The 16,934-nt window shown below is 59.2% G+C and carries 16 protein-coding genes and 1 pseudogene; 4 read left to right on the top strand and 13 right to left on the bottom strand.

Annotated features, from left to right (window positions below):
* A partial coding sequence (locus EN857_RS14485) for a DsbA family protein (RefSeq protein WP_245520417.1) occupies positions 1 to 478 on the bottom strand: 478 nt, incomplete at its 3' end.
* 699 nt (positions 479 to 1,177) lie between these two features.
* Positions 1,178 to 2,044, bottom strand: a complete 867-nt coding sequence (locus EN857_RS14480; RefSeq protein ID WP_108722861.1) for a sulfotransferase domain-containing protein — start codon at positions 2,042 to 2,044, stop codon at positions 1,178 to 1,180.
* A 728-nt stretch (positions 2,045 to 2,772) separates the two neighbouring features.
* Here EN857_RS14480 and EN857_RS14475 point away from each other — a divergent pair.
* Positions 2,773 to 3,561 carry a MurR/RpiR family transcriptional regulator gene (locus tag EN857_RS14475; protein WP_164746656.1) on the top strand — a complete coding sequence of 263 codons (789 nt, stop codon included), beginning with the start codon at positions 2,773 to 2,775 and terminating at the stop codon, positions 3,559 to 3,561.
* A 567-nt stretch (positions 3,562 to 4,128) separates the two neighbouring features.
* Here EN857_RS14475 and EN857_RS14470 read toward each other — a convergent pair.
* On the bottom strand, positions 4,129 to 4,668 hold the full coding sequence (locus tag EN857_RS14470) for a hypothetical protein (protein WP_051695334.1): 540 nt from the start codon (positions 4,666 to 4,668) through the stop codon (positions 4,129 to 4,131).
* Between the two features lie 128 nt (positions 4,669 to 4,796).
* Between EN857_RS14470 and EN857_RS14465 the strand changes: the two are divergent.
* A pseudogene (locus EN857_RS14465) lies at positions 4,797 to 5,620 on the top strand (transposase family protein); the annotation flags it as partial.
* 1,858 nt (positions 5,621 to 7,478) lie between these two features.
* Here EN857_RS14465 and pmtA read toward each other — a convergent pair.
* Positions 7,479 to 8,072 (bottom strand): phospholipid N-methyltransferase PmtA, encoded by a 594-nt coding sequence (pmtA, locus tag EN857_RS14450; RefSeq protein WP_128185038.1) that lies wholly within the window; start codon positions 8,070 to 8,072, stop codon positions 7,479 to 7,481.
* 886 nt (positions 8,073 to 8,958) lie between these two features.
* Between pmtA and EN857_RS14445 the strand changes: the two genes are divergently transcribed.
* Entirely contained in the window at positions 8,959 to 10,056 is a 1,098-nt protein-coding gene (locus EN857_RS14445; protein WP_128185036.1) for an IS1595 family transposase, read from the top strand.
* Between the two features lie 367 nt (positions 10,057 to 10,423).
* Here EN857_RS14445 and EN857_RS34725 read toward each other — a convergent pair whose 3' ends face one another.
* Together EN857_RS34725 and EN857_RS34720 are read right to left on the bottom strand one after the other, a co-directional pair.
* Positions 10,424 to 11,131 (bottom strand): sensor histidine kinase, encoded by a 708-nt coding sequence (locus tag EN857_RS34725; RefSeq protein WP_189521655.1) that lies wholly within the window; start codon positions 11,129 to 11,131, stop codon positions 10,424 to 10,426.
* A 69-nt stretch (positions 11,132 to 11,200) separates the two neighbouring features.
* The gene (locus EN857_RS34720; RefSeq protein WP_281035926.1) at positions 11,201 to 11,809 is read right to left on the bottom strand and encodes a PAS domain-containing protein; all 609 of its coding nucleotides are present in this window, start codon (positions 11,807 to 11,809) and stop codon (positions 11,201 to 11,203) included.
* Here EN857_RS34720 and EN857_RS14435 point away from each other — a divergent pair.
* On the top strand, positions 11,808 to 12,122 hold the full coding sequence (locus tag EN857_RS14435) for a hypothetical protein (protein WP_135858798.1): 315 nt from the start codon (positions 11,808 to 11,810) through the stop codon (positions 12,120 to 12,122). The two genes, EN857_RS34720 and EN857_RS14435, sit on opposite strands and share 2 nt — an antisense overlap.
* On the opposite strand, the gene EN857_RS14430 is transcribed toward EN857_RS14435, so the two are convergent.
* The 7 genes from EN857_RS14430 to EN857_RS14400 all read right to left on the bottom strand — a co-directional run bounded on the left by EN857_RS14430 (position 12,115) and on the right by EN857_RS14400 (position 16,871).
* Entirely contained in the window at positions 12,115 to 13,119 is a 1,005-nt protein-coding gene (locus tag EN857_RS14430; RefSeq protein WP_135858796.1) for an inorganic phosphate transporter, read from the bottom strand. The genes EN857_RS14435 and EN857_RS14430 overlap by 8 nt on opposite strands.
* 4 nt (positions 13,120 to 13,123) lie before the next feature.
* Positions 13,124 to 13,768 carry a DUF47 domain-containing protein gene (locus tag EN857_RS14425; RefSeq protein WP_135858791.1) on the bottom strand — a complete coding sequence of 215 codons (645 nt, stop codon included), beginning with the start codon at positions 13,766 to 13,768 and terminating at the stop codon, positions 13,124 to 13,126.
* A gap of 17 nt (positions 13,769 to 13,785) precedes the next feature.
* The gene (locus EN857_RS14420; protein ID WP_348630789.1) at positions 13,786 to 14,244 is read right to left on the bottom strand and encodes an NUDIX hydrolase; all 459 of its coding nucleotides are present in this window, start codon (positions 14,242 to 14,244) and stop codon (positions 13,786 to 13,788) included.
* A gap of 223 nt (positions 14,245 to 14,467) precedes the next feature.
* On the bottom strand, positions 14,468 to 14,923 hold the full coding sequence (locus EN857_RS14415) for a hypothetical protein (RefSeq protein ID WP_245511313.1): 456 nt from the start codon (positions 14,921 to 14,923) through the stop codon (positions 14,468 to 14,470).
* A 650-nt stretch (positions 14,924 to 15,573) separates the two neighbouring features.
* Positions 15,574 to 15,855 carry a DUF2285 domain-containing protein gene (locus tag EN857_RS14410; RefSeq protein ID WP_128187062.1) on the bottom strand — a complete coding sequence of 94 codons (282 nt, stop codon included), beginning with the start codon at positions 15,853 to 15,855 and terminating at the stop codon, positions 15,574 to 15,576.
* Positions 15,856 to 16,112: 257 nt separating this feature from the next.
* Entirely contained in the window at positions 16,113 to 16,361 is a 249-nt protein-coding gene (locus tag EN857_RS14405; protein WP_128186974.1) for a DUF982 domain-containing protein, read from the bottom strand.
* 207 nt (positions 16,362 to 16,568) lie between these two features.
* Positions 16,569 to 16,871 (bottom strand): DUF982 domain-containing protein, encoded by a 303-nt coding sequence (locus EN857_RS14400; protein ID WP_128186976.1) that lies wholly within the window; start codon positions 16,869 to 16,871, stop codon positions 16,569 to 16,571.
* Positions 16,872 to 16,934: the final 63 nt, after the last annotated feature.

The following is a 16,934-nucleotide window of genomic DNA, read 5'->3' as shown; positions in this document are numbered from 1 at the left end:
TGATGTACAGCTCCTTGGCGAGCGCGCAATTGCGCTCGAGGACGTTTTCGATGGCGCGGTCTTCCATGTCCCGCTTGAGCTGCTCAACCTCGAGGCCAACGTGTCGTGCGATAGTCAAGATGTCGAATTGGCTGAGCTGGCCGCGAGCAGCCATAAGGGCGTGATGGAACGCCTCATATTTTCCCTGTTTGCTGGAGGCGAGCGCCGCCAGTGCGGCAAATTTGGAACCCGGTCTCTTGCCCGGACAATGTTTGTAGACAACCTTCAGCATGGGATCATGCTTGAGGGCTTGCTGGATTGTACGGTCTTCCGCCCGGCACCGCGGGCAGTTGTAGTCCAAAAATAAGACGAGAGGGACGTCGCCATTCGGGTTGCCAGCAGTTGGCGCAGCGGCGTCGTTTAAGAGTGCGTCGCGCCGCTCTGGAATGAGCTTCCGCCAAAACGCGACGAGCCGGCTATGGTTTTCATGCTGGCGCACGTAGTCTTTGGCAACTGGACCATATTGCGTCGCCAGCCCGAAAAAAAGCAGGGCTAGGGCTGAAAGAGCGATACGGCCGGCTTTTGGCGTAAGGCATGGTTAGGCTCCAATTAACAGTGAACGGCAGGGCGGCAACGGCTGGCCTTTTGACGTCAAAGGGGGCACCGCTTTAATGCCTCACCCGCTGTTCGCGGATGACGGGAGGTCAAGGGGCTCGTGCTATTCGAAGAGATGCGGTGGGATGGCTGGGCCCAACAGCCGACCCATCCGTGAGCGGCGCTGTGTGCGTGCGAACTGCCCCCGCGGTCGCCGTTCGCCGAGCGGCTTCAGGCGGCCGAGTGCGATGGCTGAGCGTGACTGCAGCAAACACCTGCACGTAAAGCTGGGATAAGAGGGCTTAGGGCGCGCGGGACTCGCGCTGCGGTGTGCGGGATTATATTCAACAATTCTTGTCTCCTAACCGGATCGAGGCAGGTTCCTCCCTCCCGGGCATCTCCCGTCGCTGCGCTCCGGTCGAACGTTGCACCAAGGGTCCTTGCAAGCCCCGCGCCAATCGCGATGTCGGCACTTCAGGAAGTGATTGCGCGGGCGGCAGGTGGGCAGTGGTCAGCGCGCCTTTCCAGAATATCGCTCGCATAAACGTCCGGCGAGCGGCTCCGAGCGTACCTGCCATCGCCGGGCTCTGCGACAGCCTGAAATCTATCTCGAACCAAATCCGAATCGCTCGTTGAGTCTCGTCCCTCCCAGCGCGGTAAACCGCGCCTCGATCTCGGCATTCCAGCAAGCCTCCCACGAAGTTCGCCCGCTGGACAGGGTGAAGGTCTGCTGTCCGATTAGCTGGTTTAAGATCAGCTCAGGCTGCGGCGGCCGCTCGATCTCGCAAAACTCTACAATTCTGCGAATGGTCTCGAGCTGAACTTCGCGTCCTTGGTCGCCTATGATCTGCTCATAGCTCAATCCAAGAACATTCTCCTGATCCGCCCACGGTGCCACTGGATGGCAGCGATCATTGAAAATGAAAGGCGCGATCTCATCGAAGTACTTCAGCATTTTGTCAGGTCCGTCCGGCTCATTGCGCCACGTAATCTCAGCCCTCTCAGGCGGGCACCAATCGCTGTCACCTACATATCGCATCTGCGACACAATTGCCGCACGCATTTCGCGCGAAAGAAAGACGATCTTGAAATCCGCTAAACAATGGCGAGTGCCGATGTCGCACGGTAGATGCCCATAGCCAAACTGACCGGGCTGAATAAAGCGCGAGGATATCTCGATCGGTATCCATAGAATATTTTCGGAATGAGTGAAGCGAGCTCGCTCGACATCCACAAAGCGGAAGTCTCCAAGATAGTCTTTATTAAAGAACACATCGGACTGTACAAGCCCGAGCAGTCCAAGCAGACGGGCATATAGGTGGGTGCCCGCCTTCGGAATGGAACATATCATAACCCGCGAGCTTGAGCGGCCGGCCGTCGGCTTGATTGACCAAGATTCATTCGAGCAGGGATAAAGTGGAAAGGGTTGACCCGCGATATCGCGCAGCTCTTCTGGAAGCGGGTGAAACATTGTGGTTTCCTCACTGTTGCAGCGGCTTTTTTAAACAGCCGGAGCCAATGCGCGACAGGACAAGTTCCTGACCAGCTTGACCCCAAGCAGTCGCGCCCTCTGTTGCCGTACCAGAGAAGTAAAGCCCGTCGCATGCGCTAGCCGCGAGACGAACCGCTAGTACGGGTGGCATCGGCAAGCTCGTGGCCAACTTGCTGAGATGAGCTATTTACCAAACGCCACGTCGGCGTTCCCTAGAGATGTAGTCACCTTGTCATGCCCCCGTTTTCGATCGGACGATGAACCTAATCATAGAAGAACGCAAGTAAGATTGGTTATGTCGCCAATATACTAATGAATATATTTTCCCAGACGGCACCGCTTGCGTTGCCGTGCAGTCGTCCCCACTGCCCTGACGACGAGGACACCACGGTTTGCGCGGCGCATGCGCAGCCAGTAAAGTAAGCTCCATTGACAGCATCGGGCCAGAAGACGTCGTTAAACGAGGCCACTCGCAAGACCGCCTCGCGAGCGGCCGAGCGCATGCCCTCGCGTCCATTGCCCCGACTGCCGAGACATGGGCGCGAACGGAGCGGCAGCCGGAATCCGATATCGACCTTGTCTATGATCTGCGTCAGTGAACCGTCAGCGAGACTCGAATATGCAGGGCTTTGCTAGGCCTTCGCGGGTCGACTGCCAGCTTGGAACGAACACTAAGACACATGCGGAAGCCCCGACATACACAGAAATTGCTGCTAGACATCATCTATGATGCAATTAACACGGCTCCGAATGCGCTCGCACGTATAGCTCTGTATGTTGCACAAGACCCCGAGGCTGTTCTGGCGCTGTCCATTGCCGACCTTGCGCGCAACACCGCTACCGGTTCTGCTTCAATTGTAAGATTTTGCCGAACCTTGGGACTCTCGGGATTTCGCGAGTTTAAGATTGCGCTTAGCGGCGAAATTGAGCGGCGGAAGTTGAGCGGCGAACTGGCTGAACGCGCGCCATCAGAAGCTGTAGACACAGCTCCTCGGATCGCCATCCTCAGTTCTGCTTTACAAAACTCAATTTCCGCGTCCGCTCGTGGTTTTGACGACCTTCAAATTAGTGGGTTTGCCAACCGCATCCGAGCGGCCCGACGCGTCGAACTGTTCGGCACGGGGCCGTCATCCGTCTGCGCTGATATTCTGGCCATGCGACTGATCTGCCTAGGTTTCCCCGCACATTGCTCGGGGTCCGCCACCGTGTCTCACGCTCTCGCGCGAGGGCTTGGCTCGTTGAGCCTCGCCATTGGCATTTCGTCGCGTGGCCACACTGTGGAAACCAAGGATTTTCTGGCTATTGCGCGCGAAACCGGAGCATACACGATTGCCATTACGACCCGCGTTGACTGCCCGATCGCCCGGACTGCGGACGAGGTGGTATTGTTTACCTCGGCTGAGGCTTGGCCACAGGCCGGGTCGGCGATGCACGTGCCGCCTCTGGTGTTGCTGAGCGAATATCTTTGCCAGTGTCTGCAGATGGCGGAAGTCTGAATCCCCACCAAGGCCAATTCGGGCAGTTCCGAGGTTATTTCCGGATCCCACCTCGGTCTTCGTCGCGCGTGCTCGCGTGCACGAGCCATTGAAGCGATAAACTTGAACCGCACTTTCGACTGTGCGTACTGCGTGCTTGTTACATGGAAACGACGAACTCACCGAGCAACCCTCTTGCCACGGCGCGCGGGTGTTTGGTGATCATAGGGGAAGCTTCAACAATTGAGAAGCTGACGAACTACTACACCGGGATCAAACCGGAGGACAAGGCAGGTTCCTCGTCGTTGGCAAGGCTGCAGCACCAGGTCGACTCCGTGACCTAGGCGGTCCATGCGCAAGGTTCGACGGCGCGCTCGCCGACTGAGTGGCGCTGGAGGGCCTCGAGAGGGCATGGGTCGGCCGCAGCAGCGTGGGACGCGCAAGATCCTAGCTTCCTTCTTCACCGACAGCAAGTCAGCGGCTCCTTTTGCCGGTCGGCAGATCGGTGGACCAGGTCGAGCTTCTTCCATGTCCACTTCTACGTTTGCCACGGTGTTCGGGAATTCCCGGGAGATTGGGGGCTGACATCTATCGCGTGCTGCCACGAAGGTTGGTATTGACGTATTTCGCGAGGTCTAGCGCGGAGATGCTACCAACCAATTGGTCCAGACTCATTTCGGCCGAGATTGAGGCGGAATGCTCCAGGAGTGCAAGGAGATCATCCCTGTGCTTCGAATGGTGGTTCTCCAGGTGCATCTCGACCTTTCGCGCGATGACGTCCGCGAAACTCGCCCTTGTCCCAAAAAGCGGATCGTTGATTAACGCCGTCGGTCGTTCCTGTTCGAGAACCCAATTTATCGCCAGGGTCCCGTTCGATCTCAAGAATACGATCTCCAGCTCCGCGTCGGCAGGTCGCGATGTGGCAATGGAGAACCCCGCGTCCGCCAGAGCCCTGGTATCCTTATCCACAGCCTGATTGAATGCGGCCAAATTGACATGATGAATGTCAATGTCGTTCGGCGCACGCTGGATGAACTGCGAAAGGACGCTACTGCCCGCTACCCAGCTATCTTTGCTCCGATTGCGCGAAATGGCGACCAACGCAATGCGCATCAGCTCGGGCATCATGCGCTTGTGGCCTTCTTTCGGCTGTCGCTTTTAATTCCCGATTTCAAACAGGGAAAAGTCAGGTGTTGTTTAGGTTTAGGCGCTACGACAGCCCCGATTTTCGCTAACGATTTCACTGACTGCTCGATTTGCCGCACCGATTGCACAACCGGAAAGCCGCACCCGGCACGTCGCATTCCGACGAAGCATGGTCGGCGCACGTCGTCTCGCTCGCGAGCTCGACAGGATTCTCGACGGTTCGGGCCAAGACGCGCGGCAATCAACCGGGCCGCGGCCGAGCTGCGCCTCTCGACCCGCCAAGTCTACAATCTGCTGGCGCGCTATCGCAACGATCGGACCGTGACGTCGCTGCTGCCCCAGTCGGATGGCAGCCACAAGAAGCGCCTTGATCAAGGCATCGAGGCGATCATTGCGACGACGTTGCGAGAGCGGTGGCTCGTGCTGGAGGCTCCGCCGCTCGCTCCCGTCGTGGCCGAGATCCGCGCTCGCTGCGAAGAGGCCGGCTTGGCCGCTCCGTCCTATCTCACGGTCGCCGGCCGGATACCGGGCTGTTCAGCCCCGAGGAGATCGCGAGGAAACGGTCCGCCAATCCGAAGCATCTCCAGCGGCTCAAACCGCGGCCGGGATACATCCATGCGGCGCCTCCGCTCGATGTCTGCCAGATCGATCACACGCCCACCGACATCAACTTCGTCGAGGTCGTCGACGGCGGCGGAACGTTCATCGGCCGGGCATATCTCACGATCGTCACCGACGTGGCCACCCGCTGCATTCTTGGCTTCTGCCTCACCCTCGAGAAGCCGTCGGCGCTGTCGGTCGCGCTCTGCCTGGCGCACGCCATGTGTCCAAGGAGGCATGGTTGGCCGCGCGCGGCATCGTGTTCGGTCGACCACGGTCGCTCGTCACCGACTCAGCCAAGCAGTTCAAAGGGCATGCCTTCCAGCGCGGGTGCGGCGGGCTTTGAGCGGCGACTTGTCTGCCACCTGCACGCGCGCCGCCGCTGCCAGCAGGTCGGTCTGGATGCCACCAGCAGCGCCACATGTGGCCCGCCGCCTATGGCAAGCCCGCTGATCACACTGGTCAGCGCAATGCTGATCGTGGCGCCGATGCAGGCGAACAACCGCTCGCGCAAGGTCGCGCCGGCGAGGATTGGGACGAAGAGGCGAAACGCCATGCTAAGCCTTGGAACGAGAGGAACTCTGCGCTGTTCGCAATGCCGCCGAAGCCACGGATTTGAAAGTCAAACCAATTCGAATATCTGCGGCCGGGGAGAATATTATTGCGGCACCGGTTTGTGCGTTCGCCGCCAGCGTCTGGTGCTTTTCAAATCGCGTCAGAGCCTGGGCGCGGAGTTATTGAAGCTATCGCTGAAGCGCCGATTTTTCCTTGTGAAGATATCCGTTTTGAGCCCATGGCCGCCATTGGTGAAGCAGTACCCGATGACAAGGACATGGTCATGCCCGACGTATCGGTAGATGCGCCGATTCCGGAGGATCGAACGCACCGACTGAAGGCAGACGGACTCGCAAGAAGAAGCGCTGGCAGAAAGACGTTTCTCTGCGGCCAGATGAACGATGGAGCGGCGCCTGCCATGGGTGCTCCGCCATACCGAGCTGCGCGGTAGGTCAACTGCGCCAGGATTGAAGCTGCCCTGTCGAACTGTCCATGACAGGCCGGCAGCATCTTTGATCAGCCGCTCTCCCGTTTGGACGGCCACGAAGCCGGGTCTTACCGGGGAGAGGCTGCCGCTGGCGAGCAGGCCATCTGCTGAAAACGTTGTCGTAGCCGGTGAATGTTGACGTAGCCGGTGAATTGAGTAGTTGCACGCCAAGCACACTTGCAGCCGAACATCATCTCTCCGCTGCTTTGGCCCGCAAGCAGGCGGCGCTCAGCGGGCTAGAAACAGGCCTGCTGTTTTCTCCGCGGCGTCAGCCACACGATCACAGAACCGTCGATGCAGGCCCTCGCCTTTGCCGAGTGACTGCTCAAACAACCCCAATTCGACGTGCTGCGGCAGCATGGCTGCGAAAGTGCGCGCCACTGAGCCAATCAGTGCGATAGGCTAGGGCTGACTATCCACACACCAACCGCTTCCCAATGCCTCGATCGCAACTTCGCTCTTGGCCGGCGTCTCGCTTGTCCGCGGCATGCCCAAACCGTTGCAGATTCAGCGCTCCTCAAACAGATAAACAGGTTGCGCATGACATCAGAGCCAAAGATGGCCGATAGGACGGACGCCTTCTATCGCTTCATTCGTCCTTCCAAGCGCCGCCTTTTTTCCAATGAGCCCTCTTTGTCTTCGCTAAAATAGCCGAAGTTAAATTTCGAGCGTTTCGGCTTGCCGGAAAGTAGGGTCTCGGTGGATAAACCCGCATGGCTTTTGGGGTGCTGGCAGGAAGACCGATGCGCGGGCGTGGATGGATCAAGGCGTTGCGTCAGGACGAGGCTCGGCAGGTGCTTGCGCGCATTGCGGAACTGGGCGCGACCTCATAGCGCCCACACCTCAAGGACGCCATCGACGTTTCGAAGCCGGACATGAACTTCGCAATGCGAAGTTTCGCCTGGCGCGTCTCAAGGAATGCATCTCCGAAATACCGGAGAAACACAGGCGTTAGCGGAAGCTTCGTCGCTCTCAATGCTTGTAGCCGAACATCATCTCTCCGCGGCGATCAAATCGAGCCTCAGAAAATGCGGAATGGAAGGCGGTCCCGCCAAAGCGCGAATGGCTGGCCCCATCACCAAGTTCAGCCGGCTTTGCAGTCCTGTACAAGGATTCCGAAAGCCACCTGTCGCTCGCGTCCACTGGGGTTTCACACTGCTCGTCGATAGGTCCAGAGTTGTGCGGGGGGAACATTGCGAATGACGAAATCATAGTGAGAAACGATGTAACGGTCGGGCATTTTGAGCACCGGTGACAGAAGACCGTAGGTGATTTGGATCACAGGTCGCCCGGCGGGGATTCGTGCAAGCAAATCCTCCAGCAGTGTGAGGCGCTGTTGCATCGGAAAGCTCAACATCGGCACTGCGCTTATGACACAATCGAACTTTTCCCGGCGCTCCCCCAGGGTTTCTTCCAGGGCAAACGCATTGCCCAAGCGGAAATCCACTCCCGGAAAGCCTCGCACCAGGCCGTCATAGAAATCCTTGGAATATTCGACCGAAGTCAACCGATGCGGTTTGATGCCTCTTTCCAGGATGGCCCTGGTGATGACACCAGTCCCGGCACCAAGCTCCAAAACCGGCAATCCAGAATGAGGGTTGACCACACTAGCCATGCGGCGCGCCGCATGGAGCGACGTGGGCATGAGTGCGCCCACACCTTTCTTATCCTTCTGCCAACATTTGAAGAATTGCACTTCTTCCTCAAGTTTCTTGCCAAGTCGCTCTTTCAATCGAAAGACCATATCCGCTCCCTTCTCCCGATCCGAGTCGGAGCGCCTTTTTGTCGAAGTTTCACTATATAAACAAGCCTGATTCACAGCGATGATTGCCGCGCTGGAGGCGCGAAACGCCCGCGCCGGCTGACACGCGCGTGTCCGCCATGATGACGTTTAATGGCTCAGATGCGCGCCAGTTCTTCCTGTATGGAAATCTGGCTCATGGCCTCGAGAGCCCCTCACGGCTCATCGAGCAGCCGTATCTCCGGCTGCACTATCAGCGCCAGCGCGACGCACGCAGGTTTCTCATCTGCTGCGGGCTTCGTCAGGCGCACAGCAGACAGCGAGGCCGCTACGGCCGCAAAAAACCCGCGACGGCGGCTCGATTCCGGGACCGGTCCGCCATTTTTGGCAGGTGATCCGTGCAAGTGCGTGGCGTGGATCACCCCAGCTATCTCGTGGCCGGCTCATTGCCATTGTCCTCTTTTCAGCCGGCCGAGCCTCCCAATCGCCGGACCAATGATGAGGATCCCCTCGGAATAGTTTTTTGAAGAGCCTGACGGTCTGCGCCGTCTTACGGTGGTTCCGGCTCTGCCATGGCCTTACCCTTCTCTGCCGCGCAGGCAGCAAAGTGCTATGACTCTACCGTGTAATGGCCTTGGAAAATACGACGGCTGGACCACAACAACGAGGTTTAGGCTGAAGACTTTTCAGGGAAACCCCCAAAAAGGAAACAGCAGCTCTTCCGGTCCTTACGAGCCCGGCCGTTCCTATCGGCCGGTAATCATCGCAAGCCGGGGTCAGAACAAGAACTGTTCCCAGCGACACGCGGCCTTTATCAACCGAAGACAGCTAAAGCTTGTGGTCATGGCCTTTCCAGGCGATTCTGGACGGTGATCTGGAGGGGATGAGAATGCCTGAAACGATGCTCGCAGCGCTTTCCAACATTCGGACCGTTGAAGAAATGATCGTGGCCTTCCGGGATGAAGAGCATTGCCGGCGATTGCTGGAAACCATGGTATGGCCAGAAGGCAGAATCTGCCCGGCCTGTGGTTACAAGCGTTCGATCGCGCTTGCTGGTCGCAATACCGGCAAGCGGCGTGCGCGACCGGGTCTCTATCAATGCTCCAGCGGCGATTGCCGGTTCCAGTTCACCGTGACGACCCATACCCCGCTGCATTCGACCAAGCTGCCCTTGCGTGTCTGGTTGAAGGCCATGTGGCTGCTGCTGCAATCGGATAAGGGCTTGTCCTCGGTACGGCTTGCCGAGATCCTTGGAGTGAGCCAGCCGACGGCCTGGCGCATGGGTCACGCCCTGCGGCCGATGGTGGCGCGGGAAAACATGCTCGACGGCACGGTCGAGATCGACCATTTCCATCTCGGGGGAAGTCCCCGAAAGCGGCCGGATGAACCACCTCCGGGACGGGGCCGGAAAGGTCAGGCGAATACGGATAAAGCGCCGGTCATGGCGATGGTGCAGCGGCCGACCAACGTCACGCCCGGCGCTCCGGCCGGTGACGCACGTGCCGCGGTCGTGACCGGTCTTTCGTTGCGTGCGGCCGAACGTGCGATTGAAACACAGATCGAAACCCACGCGCATTTGATGAGTGATGAGGCGAAGGCATTCATGGCCATAGGCGAGAGTTTTGCCAAGCATGAGACCGTGAAGCATTCCAGCCACGAATATGTTCGCGACACGGTCCACGTCAATTCGGTGGAGGGTTTCAATTCCCGCGTGCGGCGGACGATCGCCGGCGTCTTTCACCATATCAGCCCGCAACATGCCGACCTGTATTTCCATGAAATCGGCTTCCGCTGGTCTCAGCGCGTCGTGTCTGGAAGCGCCATTCGGAAAACTCGGCACGGCCGGGAAATCATGCGAACGCTCTGGTCACGGGTGCCGCCAGCGCTGCAACTGCCGACTGTCTTTCGCGCCGCCACGGGACGTCAGATGCGCCGAAGCCCCGATGGCGGCATCACTATCAAATCGGCCGTAGCTGTCTTTGGTTGATAAAGGCCAACAACGCTAAGGGAGAACAAACGGTGATTTTCTTGGGTGCTCGTTTTGAAGGACTGTCCCGGGTCTGCTCGCATCAACTTTGTCGACCACCGGAAGGAGCAAGGAGCGCCCTTTGCTGACCTTCATGGCGCATCTACAACCTGCCGTTCGCGCTATGACTTGACGCGACCCATTCGAGACGCCGGGGGCGATGGGAGGAATGACTGCGGAACCCTGGGCAGCGGTCGTTTCGGGCCATGGGAGAACCCGTTCGATCCAGACCGGTTACTATGCCAGCATGCAGAACCGCAGCCTGACACCATCATGTGGATACGGGATTTGGCGGCAGTCCTCGCAGCCTCGACATGTCCGCGGGGTATTAGAGCTGGAACTCAGCCGAAAATTCAGCTCCATCAGGATGCAGCGTAAGCCGGGAGCTGCCCTTCAGGGTATGGCGGAACGCGGCCTCCAGGACGCTCGTGCCGTAGCCGGTGCGGCTGGGGCTGATTATGATCGGGCAGCGTTCCCGCCAGCGAAACATTACACGCGTCGCGCCCCCTTCGCCCGCCTGCACCGTCCATCTAATCTCAACTCGCCCCTCAGGCGAAGCAAACGCGCCATGCTTGACTGCGTTGGTGGTGAGTTCGTGAACGGCCATTGCGAATGCCTGGACCGCATCTTGCGGTAGCGCGATTGCGGGGCCGTCGAGATTGAAATTCCCACCTTCCCGTCCGCCATGCGCCTGCAGCTCCAGCCGCAGAATTTCGGACATATCAACACTTCCTTTCGGCGCGCGCACCAACAGATCCTGCGTGCGTGCCATGGCACCGAGCCTGCTCTCGAAGGCTCGGCCGAATTCCTCAAGCGAACCACTGTCGCGCAGCGTTCGTCTTACCAGCGCATCGACGGTGGTGAGGACGTTCTTTATCCGGTGATGGAGCTCGCCAACCTGCGTTTCCCGCTCCTTCTCCATGAGGCGCTGCTCGGTGACGTCGCGGATCGCCAGCAGAATGAGGTCGAGGTGGTCGAGGCGTCGCCCGTTGAGGAGCATGACGCGGCGGCCGACGTGCTCAAAATGATGCTCCACTTCCACATCATCGAAGGCGTTGTTGTTGGGCAGGACGTTCTCAAGCAGCTCTCTCAGACGCGGGATGTCTCATTGCCGATTGCCGAGCTCGTAGATCAGCCGCCCCTTAGTGTCGTCAGGAGACACCTGGAAGGCGTCGTAGAAGGGCTGGTTGGCGCGAACCACCTTCAGGTCCCAATCGAGCACCAGCAGCGCCTCCCGGGTACTGTCGATCAGCTTTTCCCCGAACTCGACGTGGCCTTCGAGTTCGAACCGGGCCTGTTCGGTCTCGGTGCGATCTGAGATGACCAAAAGGATCAGTTCAGGGCGGTCGCCCTCGGGCGGCAGCCGCCTCGCGTTCAGGATCATGATCCTTTTGCCGATCTCCGGGAACTTATGCTCTAGCCGGTAGTGCTCCACTACCGACTGCTGCGGCAGGATCTCTTCCAGGAGCCGACGGAGCTCGGGGATATTCCACTGGCCATTGCCGAGTTCGTAGATCAGGCGCCCGCGGGTCTCTTCGGTGTCGACCTTGAACAGCCTATAGAACGCCGAATTGGCTTCCTCGACCGTAAGGTCGTATCTTAGGACCAGCAGCGGCTGATCCATGGTCTGCAAGATCGCTTCGGCAAGGCCAGTTGAACCGAGATTGTACAACGGGGGTGGCCTGCTTTCCCCCGAGGATTTTCGGTTGCCCATGCGTTACAATGAACAGCAGATTGAGCCAGAGTCCAGTTGGATAGCTTCTTGTGAGCCCTACTTGATCGGAAACAGAAGGAATGGCCTCTTTCTAACGTCAACCGGTCTGCGGCGCACGCAGCCAGAAAAGTCGGCTCGCCGCCCAACCGCGACGAAGAACGCTCCGCGGCTGTACGGCAGAACGAATCCTTCGGCCGGCTCGGTCGCGCCATTTCGCGACATTCTGGCTGATTCTCCAAAGCTGATCTTCGCGCAACGGCAGCAGTCGACCTTCGCGATCGTCAGTCAAACTTCCAGCCTCCGCATTAACTGAAGAGTGCCACGATTCCATAACAGCAAGCAGCAATCAGCGCCGTAGAGGGCATGGCGATGACCCAGGCGATCACGATCGAGCCGGCTATGCCCCAGCGGACGGCAGAGATGCGTCGCGCCGCGCCGACCCCGACGATGGCGCCGGTGATCGTGTGCGTAGTTGAGACCGGAATACCGAGCCACGTCGCGCCAAACAGCGTGATCGCGCCACCAGTCTCGGCGCAGAAACCCTGCATCGGATTGAGCCGGGTGATCTTCGAGCCCATCGTGTGGACGATGCGCCAGCCGCCAAACAGCGTGCCGAGCGCCAGCATTGCCTGGCAGGTGATCACCACCCAGAAGGGCACGTAGAACTCGCCCCCGAGCATGCCCTGCGAGTAGAGCAGCACCGCGATGATGGCCATCGTCTTCTGCGCATCATTGCCGCCATGGCCGAGCGAATAGAGCGACGCCGAGACGAATTGCAGGGTGCGGAAGGTATTGTCGACGGCGAACGGCGTCTGGCGCACGAAAATCCAGGAGACGGTGAGTATCAGCACCAGAGCCAGCACGAAGCCGGTGAGCGGCGACAGCACGATGGCCGCGACCGTCTTCAGCAGCCCCGACCAGACGATGGCGACGCTTCCCGCCTTGGCGACAGCCCCGCCGACCAGCCCGCCGATCAGCGCATGCGAGCTCGACGAGGGTATGCCGTAGAGCCAGGTGATGATGTTCCAGGCGATTGCGCCGACGAGCGCCGCGAACACGACCTGCGGCGTCACGATGTCGGCGCTGACGATGCCCCTGCCGATGGTCTCGGCGACGTGGAGACCGAAGAACAGGAAGGCTATAAAATTGAAGAAGGCCGCCCAGAAGACTGCATATTGCGGGCGCAGCACGCGCGTCGAGACGATGGTGGCGATGGAATTCGCAGCGTCATGCAGGCCGTTCAGGAAATCGAAGAACAAAGCGACGCCGATCAGGCCGACGAGAAGCGGAAAGGCGAGAGTCGGGTCCATCCGCTCAAACGTTCTCGATCACGATGCCGCTGATCTCGTTGGCGACGTCTTCGAAGCGGTCGACCACCTTTTCCAGCTGGCCATAGAGCTCGCTGCCGACGATCCACGCCATGGCGTCGGTCCTGCCGTGCCTCTGGAACAGTTCCTTCAGGCCTGCGTCGTGCAGCCCGTCGGCGCGCTCCTCGACCTTGGTGATCTCCTCGGCAACGGCGCCGAGCCGTGTGACGTTGGCGCCGACTTTTTCCAGCAGCGGGATCGCCTCGGCGGTCAGATGCGCGGCCTCGACGATGACGGCGCCCATCTCGCGCATACGCGGCTCGAAGCTCGTTTGCTCGAACAGCCTCACCATCTTGACCACCTTGTGCATCATGTCGATGGCGTCATCCATCGACTGGATCAGGTCCTTGATGTCGCCACGGTCAAAAGGGGTGATGAAGCTCTTGCGCACGGCGAGCAGCACCTCGCGGGTGACCACGTCGGCCTGGTCCTCGAGCTCGACGATCGCACGGCTATGGCGCTCGACGCCCTCGCCGCCATCGAGCAGCTTCTGCAGCGCCTCGGCGCCGGCGACGAGGATGCGGGAATGGCGCTCGAACAGGTCGAAGAACTTGTCCTCGCGGGGCAGAAGCGCACGAAACCAACCGAGCATGTTTTATCCTGTAGCGTTCAGAGATGAGCAAGTTCAGGCGCTATAGATTCCAGTAGGGCAGCCAACTCCGGTTCATCGACCAGGAGTGCTGCTTGGTCCGGCTTAAGCCAGGCCCGTCTTCGATACTTCTGCTCCTTCCATTCATCCAGCTCCTGCTGCACGTGAAGCGGGTATACTTCAACGGTTACCGGGACAAACGTGTCCTTCAATCGTTTCCAATAATGGAAGCTGCCAACGGATTGCTCATGCAAAGTGCCTACTACTCCGGCTTCCTCACCCGCCTCTTGAGCTGCAGCCTCGCGGTCTGGTCGACCCTTCATCGGCCACCCCTTGGGCAAGATGAAGCGGCCCGTTTGCCGAGACGTTAGCAGCAAGATTTCAGTGTCTCCGTCTGCAGCGCGGCGATAAGGCAAAGCGGCAACCTGTGCGATGGGCTTACCACGGCGCGCTCGCTTCCCCAGTTTCTTTTTCTTCAAAGGCCCGGCCATCCATTTCGCTGAGACCTTAGCCCGTATTGTCGGTAGCTGGCTAAATTTTTTGCGAAAGCCGCAGCTAGGTTCTTGGACGAGTCCGACGTCGCCCTTTGCACGCAAAACGGTTCTTCCTCACTTTGTGTGGAGCGGCGGCAGCATTCGCCCTCTCAGTCTCATAATTGGCGGAGTTGCTCTTGAGGCGCGCGCCGGCGAGTTCGAGGAGCGCCTAGGCTATCTCGTTCTCGGTCCAGCCGGATTCCGCTGCCCGCTCAGCCAATTGCTGGAAGGCGGGTTCCAAGGCGAGCTGGCATTGAAGGCCGCGATCCGGATGGTCGACCGGGCAGCTTGGTTCCACGATCGCAACGCTCGATCGCTTCATTGCAGGCCATGGGCTCTCGCCCCTCTTCCTTAGCCACACGAGGCGCGCCAGCTCACGTGTCGTTGGTGCGCGCCACGGCAACCGCTTCATCTTGTCAACCAGCCGCTCCAGCGATCCTGCGCGTTCCAGCTCCGCAAAGAAATGATGCGGCGTGACGCTACCGAGCCGGTGCATCTCGGCCAGGTTCCACACATATGGATAGTCGACCATGAAATCGGATCGAGGCGAGGCCTTGGACGGTTCAGCCTTGGTCAGGATGCCGCCGCCCACGAGCCGATCAGCCTTCTCGATGATTTGGCGCACCCTCAATTTCGACAGGCTATGTTCTTGCGCTAGGTCGGCGAAACTCTTGGTTGTCCGCCCCCCTTGCAAACCCTACCCGGCCACATCGGCGCTTGGAAGACAAGACTCACATCATGGCGTACGTCCGCTGCGAAAACTGACATATACGATCAGCGACTTCTGGTCTCGGCACCGATGCGGCCGACGGCGGTTATGTGAATACGAAATATGCTGGCGATCACCATGATCGTTGTTGACCGCCGACCTCGCGAATGTCGGCTTCGACGGCACACCGGGCTCTCGGCAACGTTGAACAATTCCGTTTGAAGATGTTTGATTTCGTCGTCGAGGCTCGATCCATCAGGATCGGTGTCGACGAGTCTTTATTTTGAGGAACCCATATTCGTTTGACTCGCGCAATTCGCTGTACGGCGTATCATCGCAAGCGCGGGATTGCCACATCCTGCGAAGTGCCCGCTTTGCTGGAATCGATTTTGCGGAAGTAAAAAGGCCCCGGCGCTGGGTCGGCGCGCAGGGCCTTCAGGCATGTACGAGCTACCAGCATGTCCAGTTATGATCGTGCGCTATCATAATGAACAAACGCTGAATGATCGCTAGACGCCTGGACCACTCTGCTGCTGAGGAGCGCGGGGGCTGCCGCCCATTCTCCGTTATCCCGCGAACAATTCTTTGTACCCTGTCGTCACCATCCAGTTCGCCCGATCGAGATGGCTTCGCGCGGCTTTGCGGGCGCGCTCCGGTTCCTGTACCGGATCGATGCCGAGGATCTCCTGCGCCATCTCCTCATAGCTGGCATCATCAGCGGCCGCATCCAGGAACCCCAGGTACAGCGTGTGGTGCTGCTTATCGTACGTGGTCAGGCTGTCGGACCATGGCACTTCTTCCTGGATTGCCGGTTTCGTTCCGACTTTCATGGCAGTTCGGTACTCCATCATTATTTCAGTGGGATATTCCTTCGACAGGTTAGCCAAAGCAGACAGCAATCATAGTCCTAGATGACAATCCCTGGTCTCTCGCAAATGTCCCGCCGCGGCCGTGCTTCGGGACAGCTTCAATATTCTGCCGCCCAGCCCAGGCTCAACGGCGGCAGATCCTCGAGTTCCCTCCGTGTGGACGGCGTGCGCGCGAGGCGCGGCAAACTTGCAGCGATGCCGAGATGAACGAAATTCATGAGCGCGCGTCCAAGCTCTCAATCGCTGCGCAGAAGCTTTGCTTCGAGCGCGGCTGCCACAAAAGCACGCCGAGCGACTGGTGGATGAGCCTCACCTCGCAACGCCTGCAGACAGGCGTCCATTGCTGCCTTGCGCTTCGCGGTCTGACGATGGAGATGCCGCAGCAGGATGTTGGACGCGTCATTGACATCGAACACGACACGCTCCGAACTGTGACGGCTGACTTGAACAACGACTGGCCTTTCAAATCTGCTCGAGCCGGTCATCACCCCCCCTCTACACCCAGCGGCGACAGCCTCGCTCGCATTTATTTCCTTAACCGAAATATTCGGCTGCACCCTCGCAGCTAAACTCGGTCGCTGGCGTCCAAGAGATCGTCATGAGCGCTGTCTGGTTCATGTCGGGTGGCGCCGGTTGGCTAGCTCAATCTCGACAATGTCGCCTTGCGCCAGTGTCGCACAGTTGGTGGAAGCCTACGCCTGCACCTTTCCGCCGCCCGCCTTGCACGCAGCGATCCACTGCATGGCGGAGGTTGGGTCTTCCGATATCGCAACTCGCTTTGCAAAGCCGACAAAGGCATTGCTGGCAGCGTCTACCGGTATGTGCCCAGCATATGCATCACAACATGCCCTCAGGGCGGTCTCGTAGGTCAGGTCTCTGCGATCCTCGGGCCACTCATTGAGAAAATCGAAAGCGTCCGCAAGACTGGCAATCTCTTGCACGATATAGCTGGCTCGCTTCACGAAAATGGGGCTGCTAAAAGCCTCAGCGTTCATTCGTTCCCCTCCACCCGCTCCATAGATGCGTGATCTGCATCCTCGGAAAGCAGTTCGGCTGCG

Source organism: Mesorhizobium sp. M4B.F.Ca.ET.214.01.1.1, from assembly GCF_004791545.1.
Classification (GTDB): domain Bacteria; phylum Pseudomonadota; class Alphaproteobacteria; order Rhizobiales; family Rhizobiaceae; genus Mesorhizobium; species Mesorhizobium abyssinicae.
The sequence above is the reverse complement of the archived record's forward strand: the minus strand, read 5'-3'. Positions and strand labels throughout refer to the sequence as shown.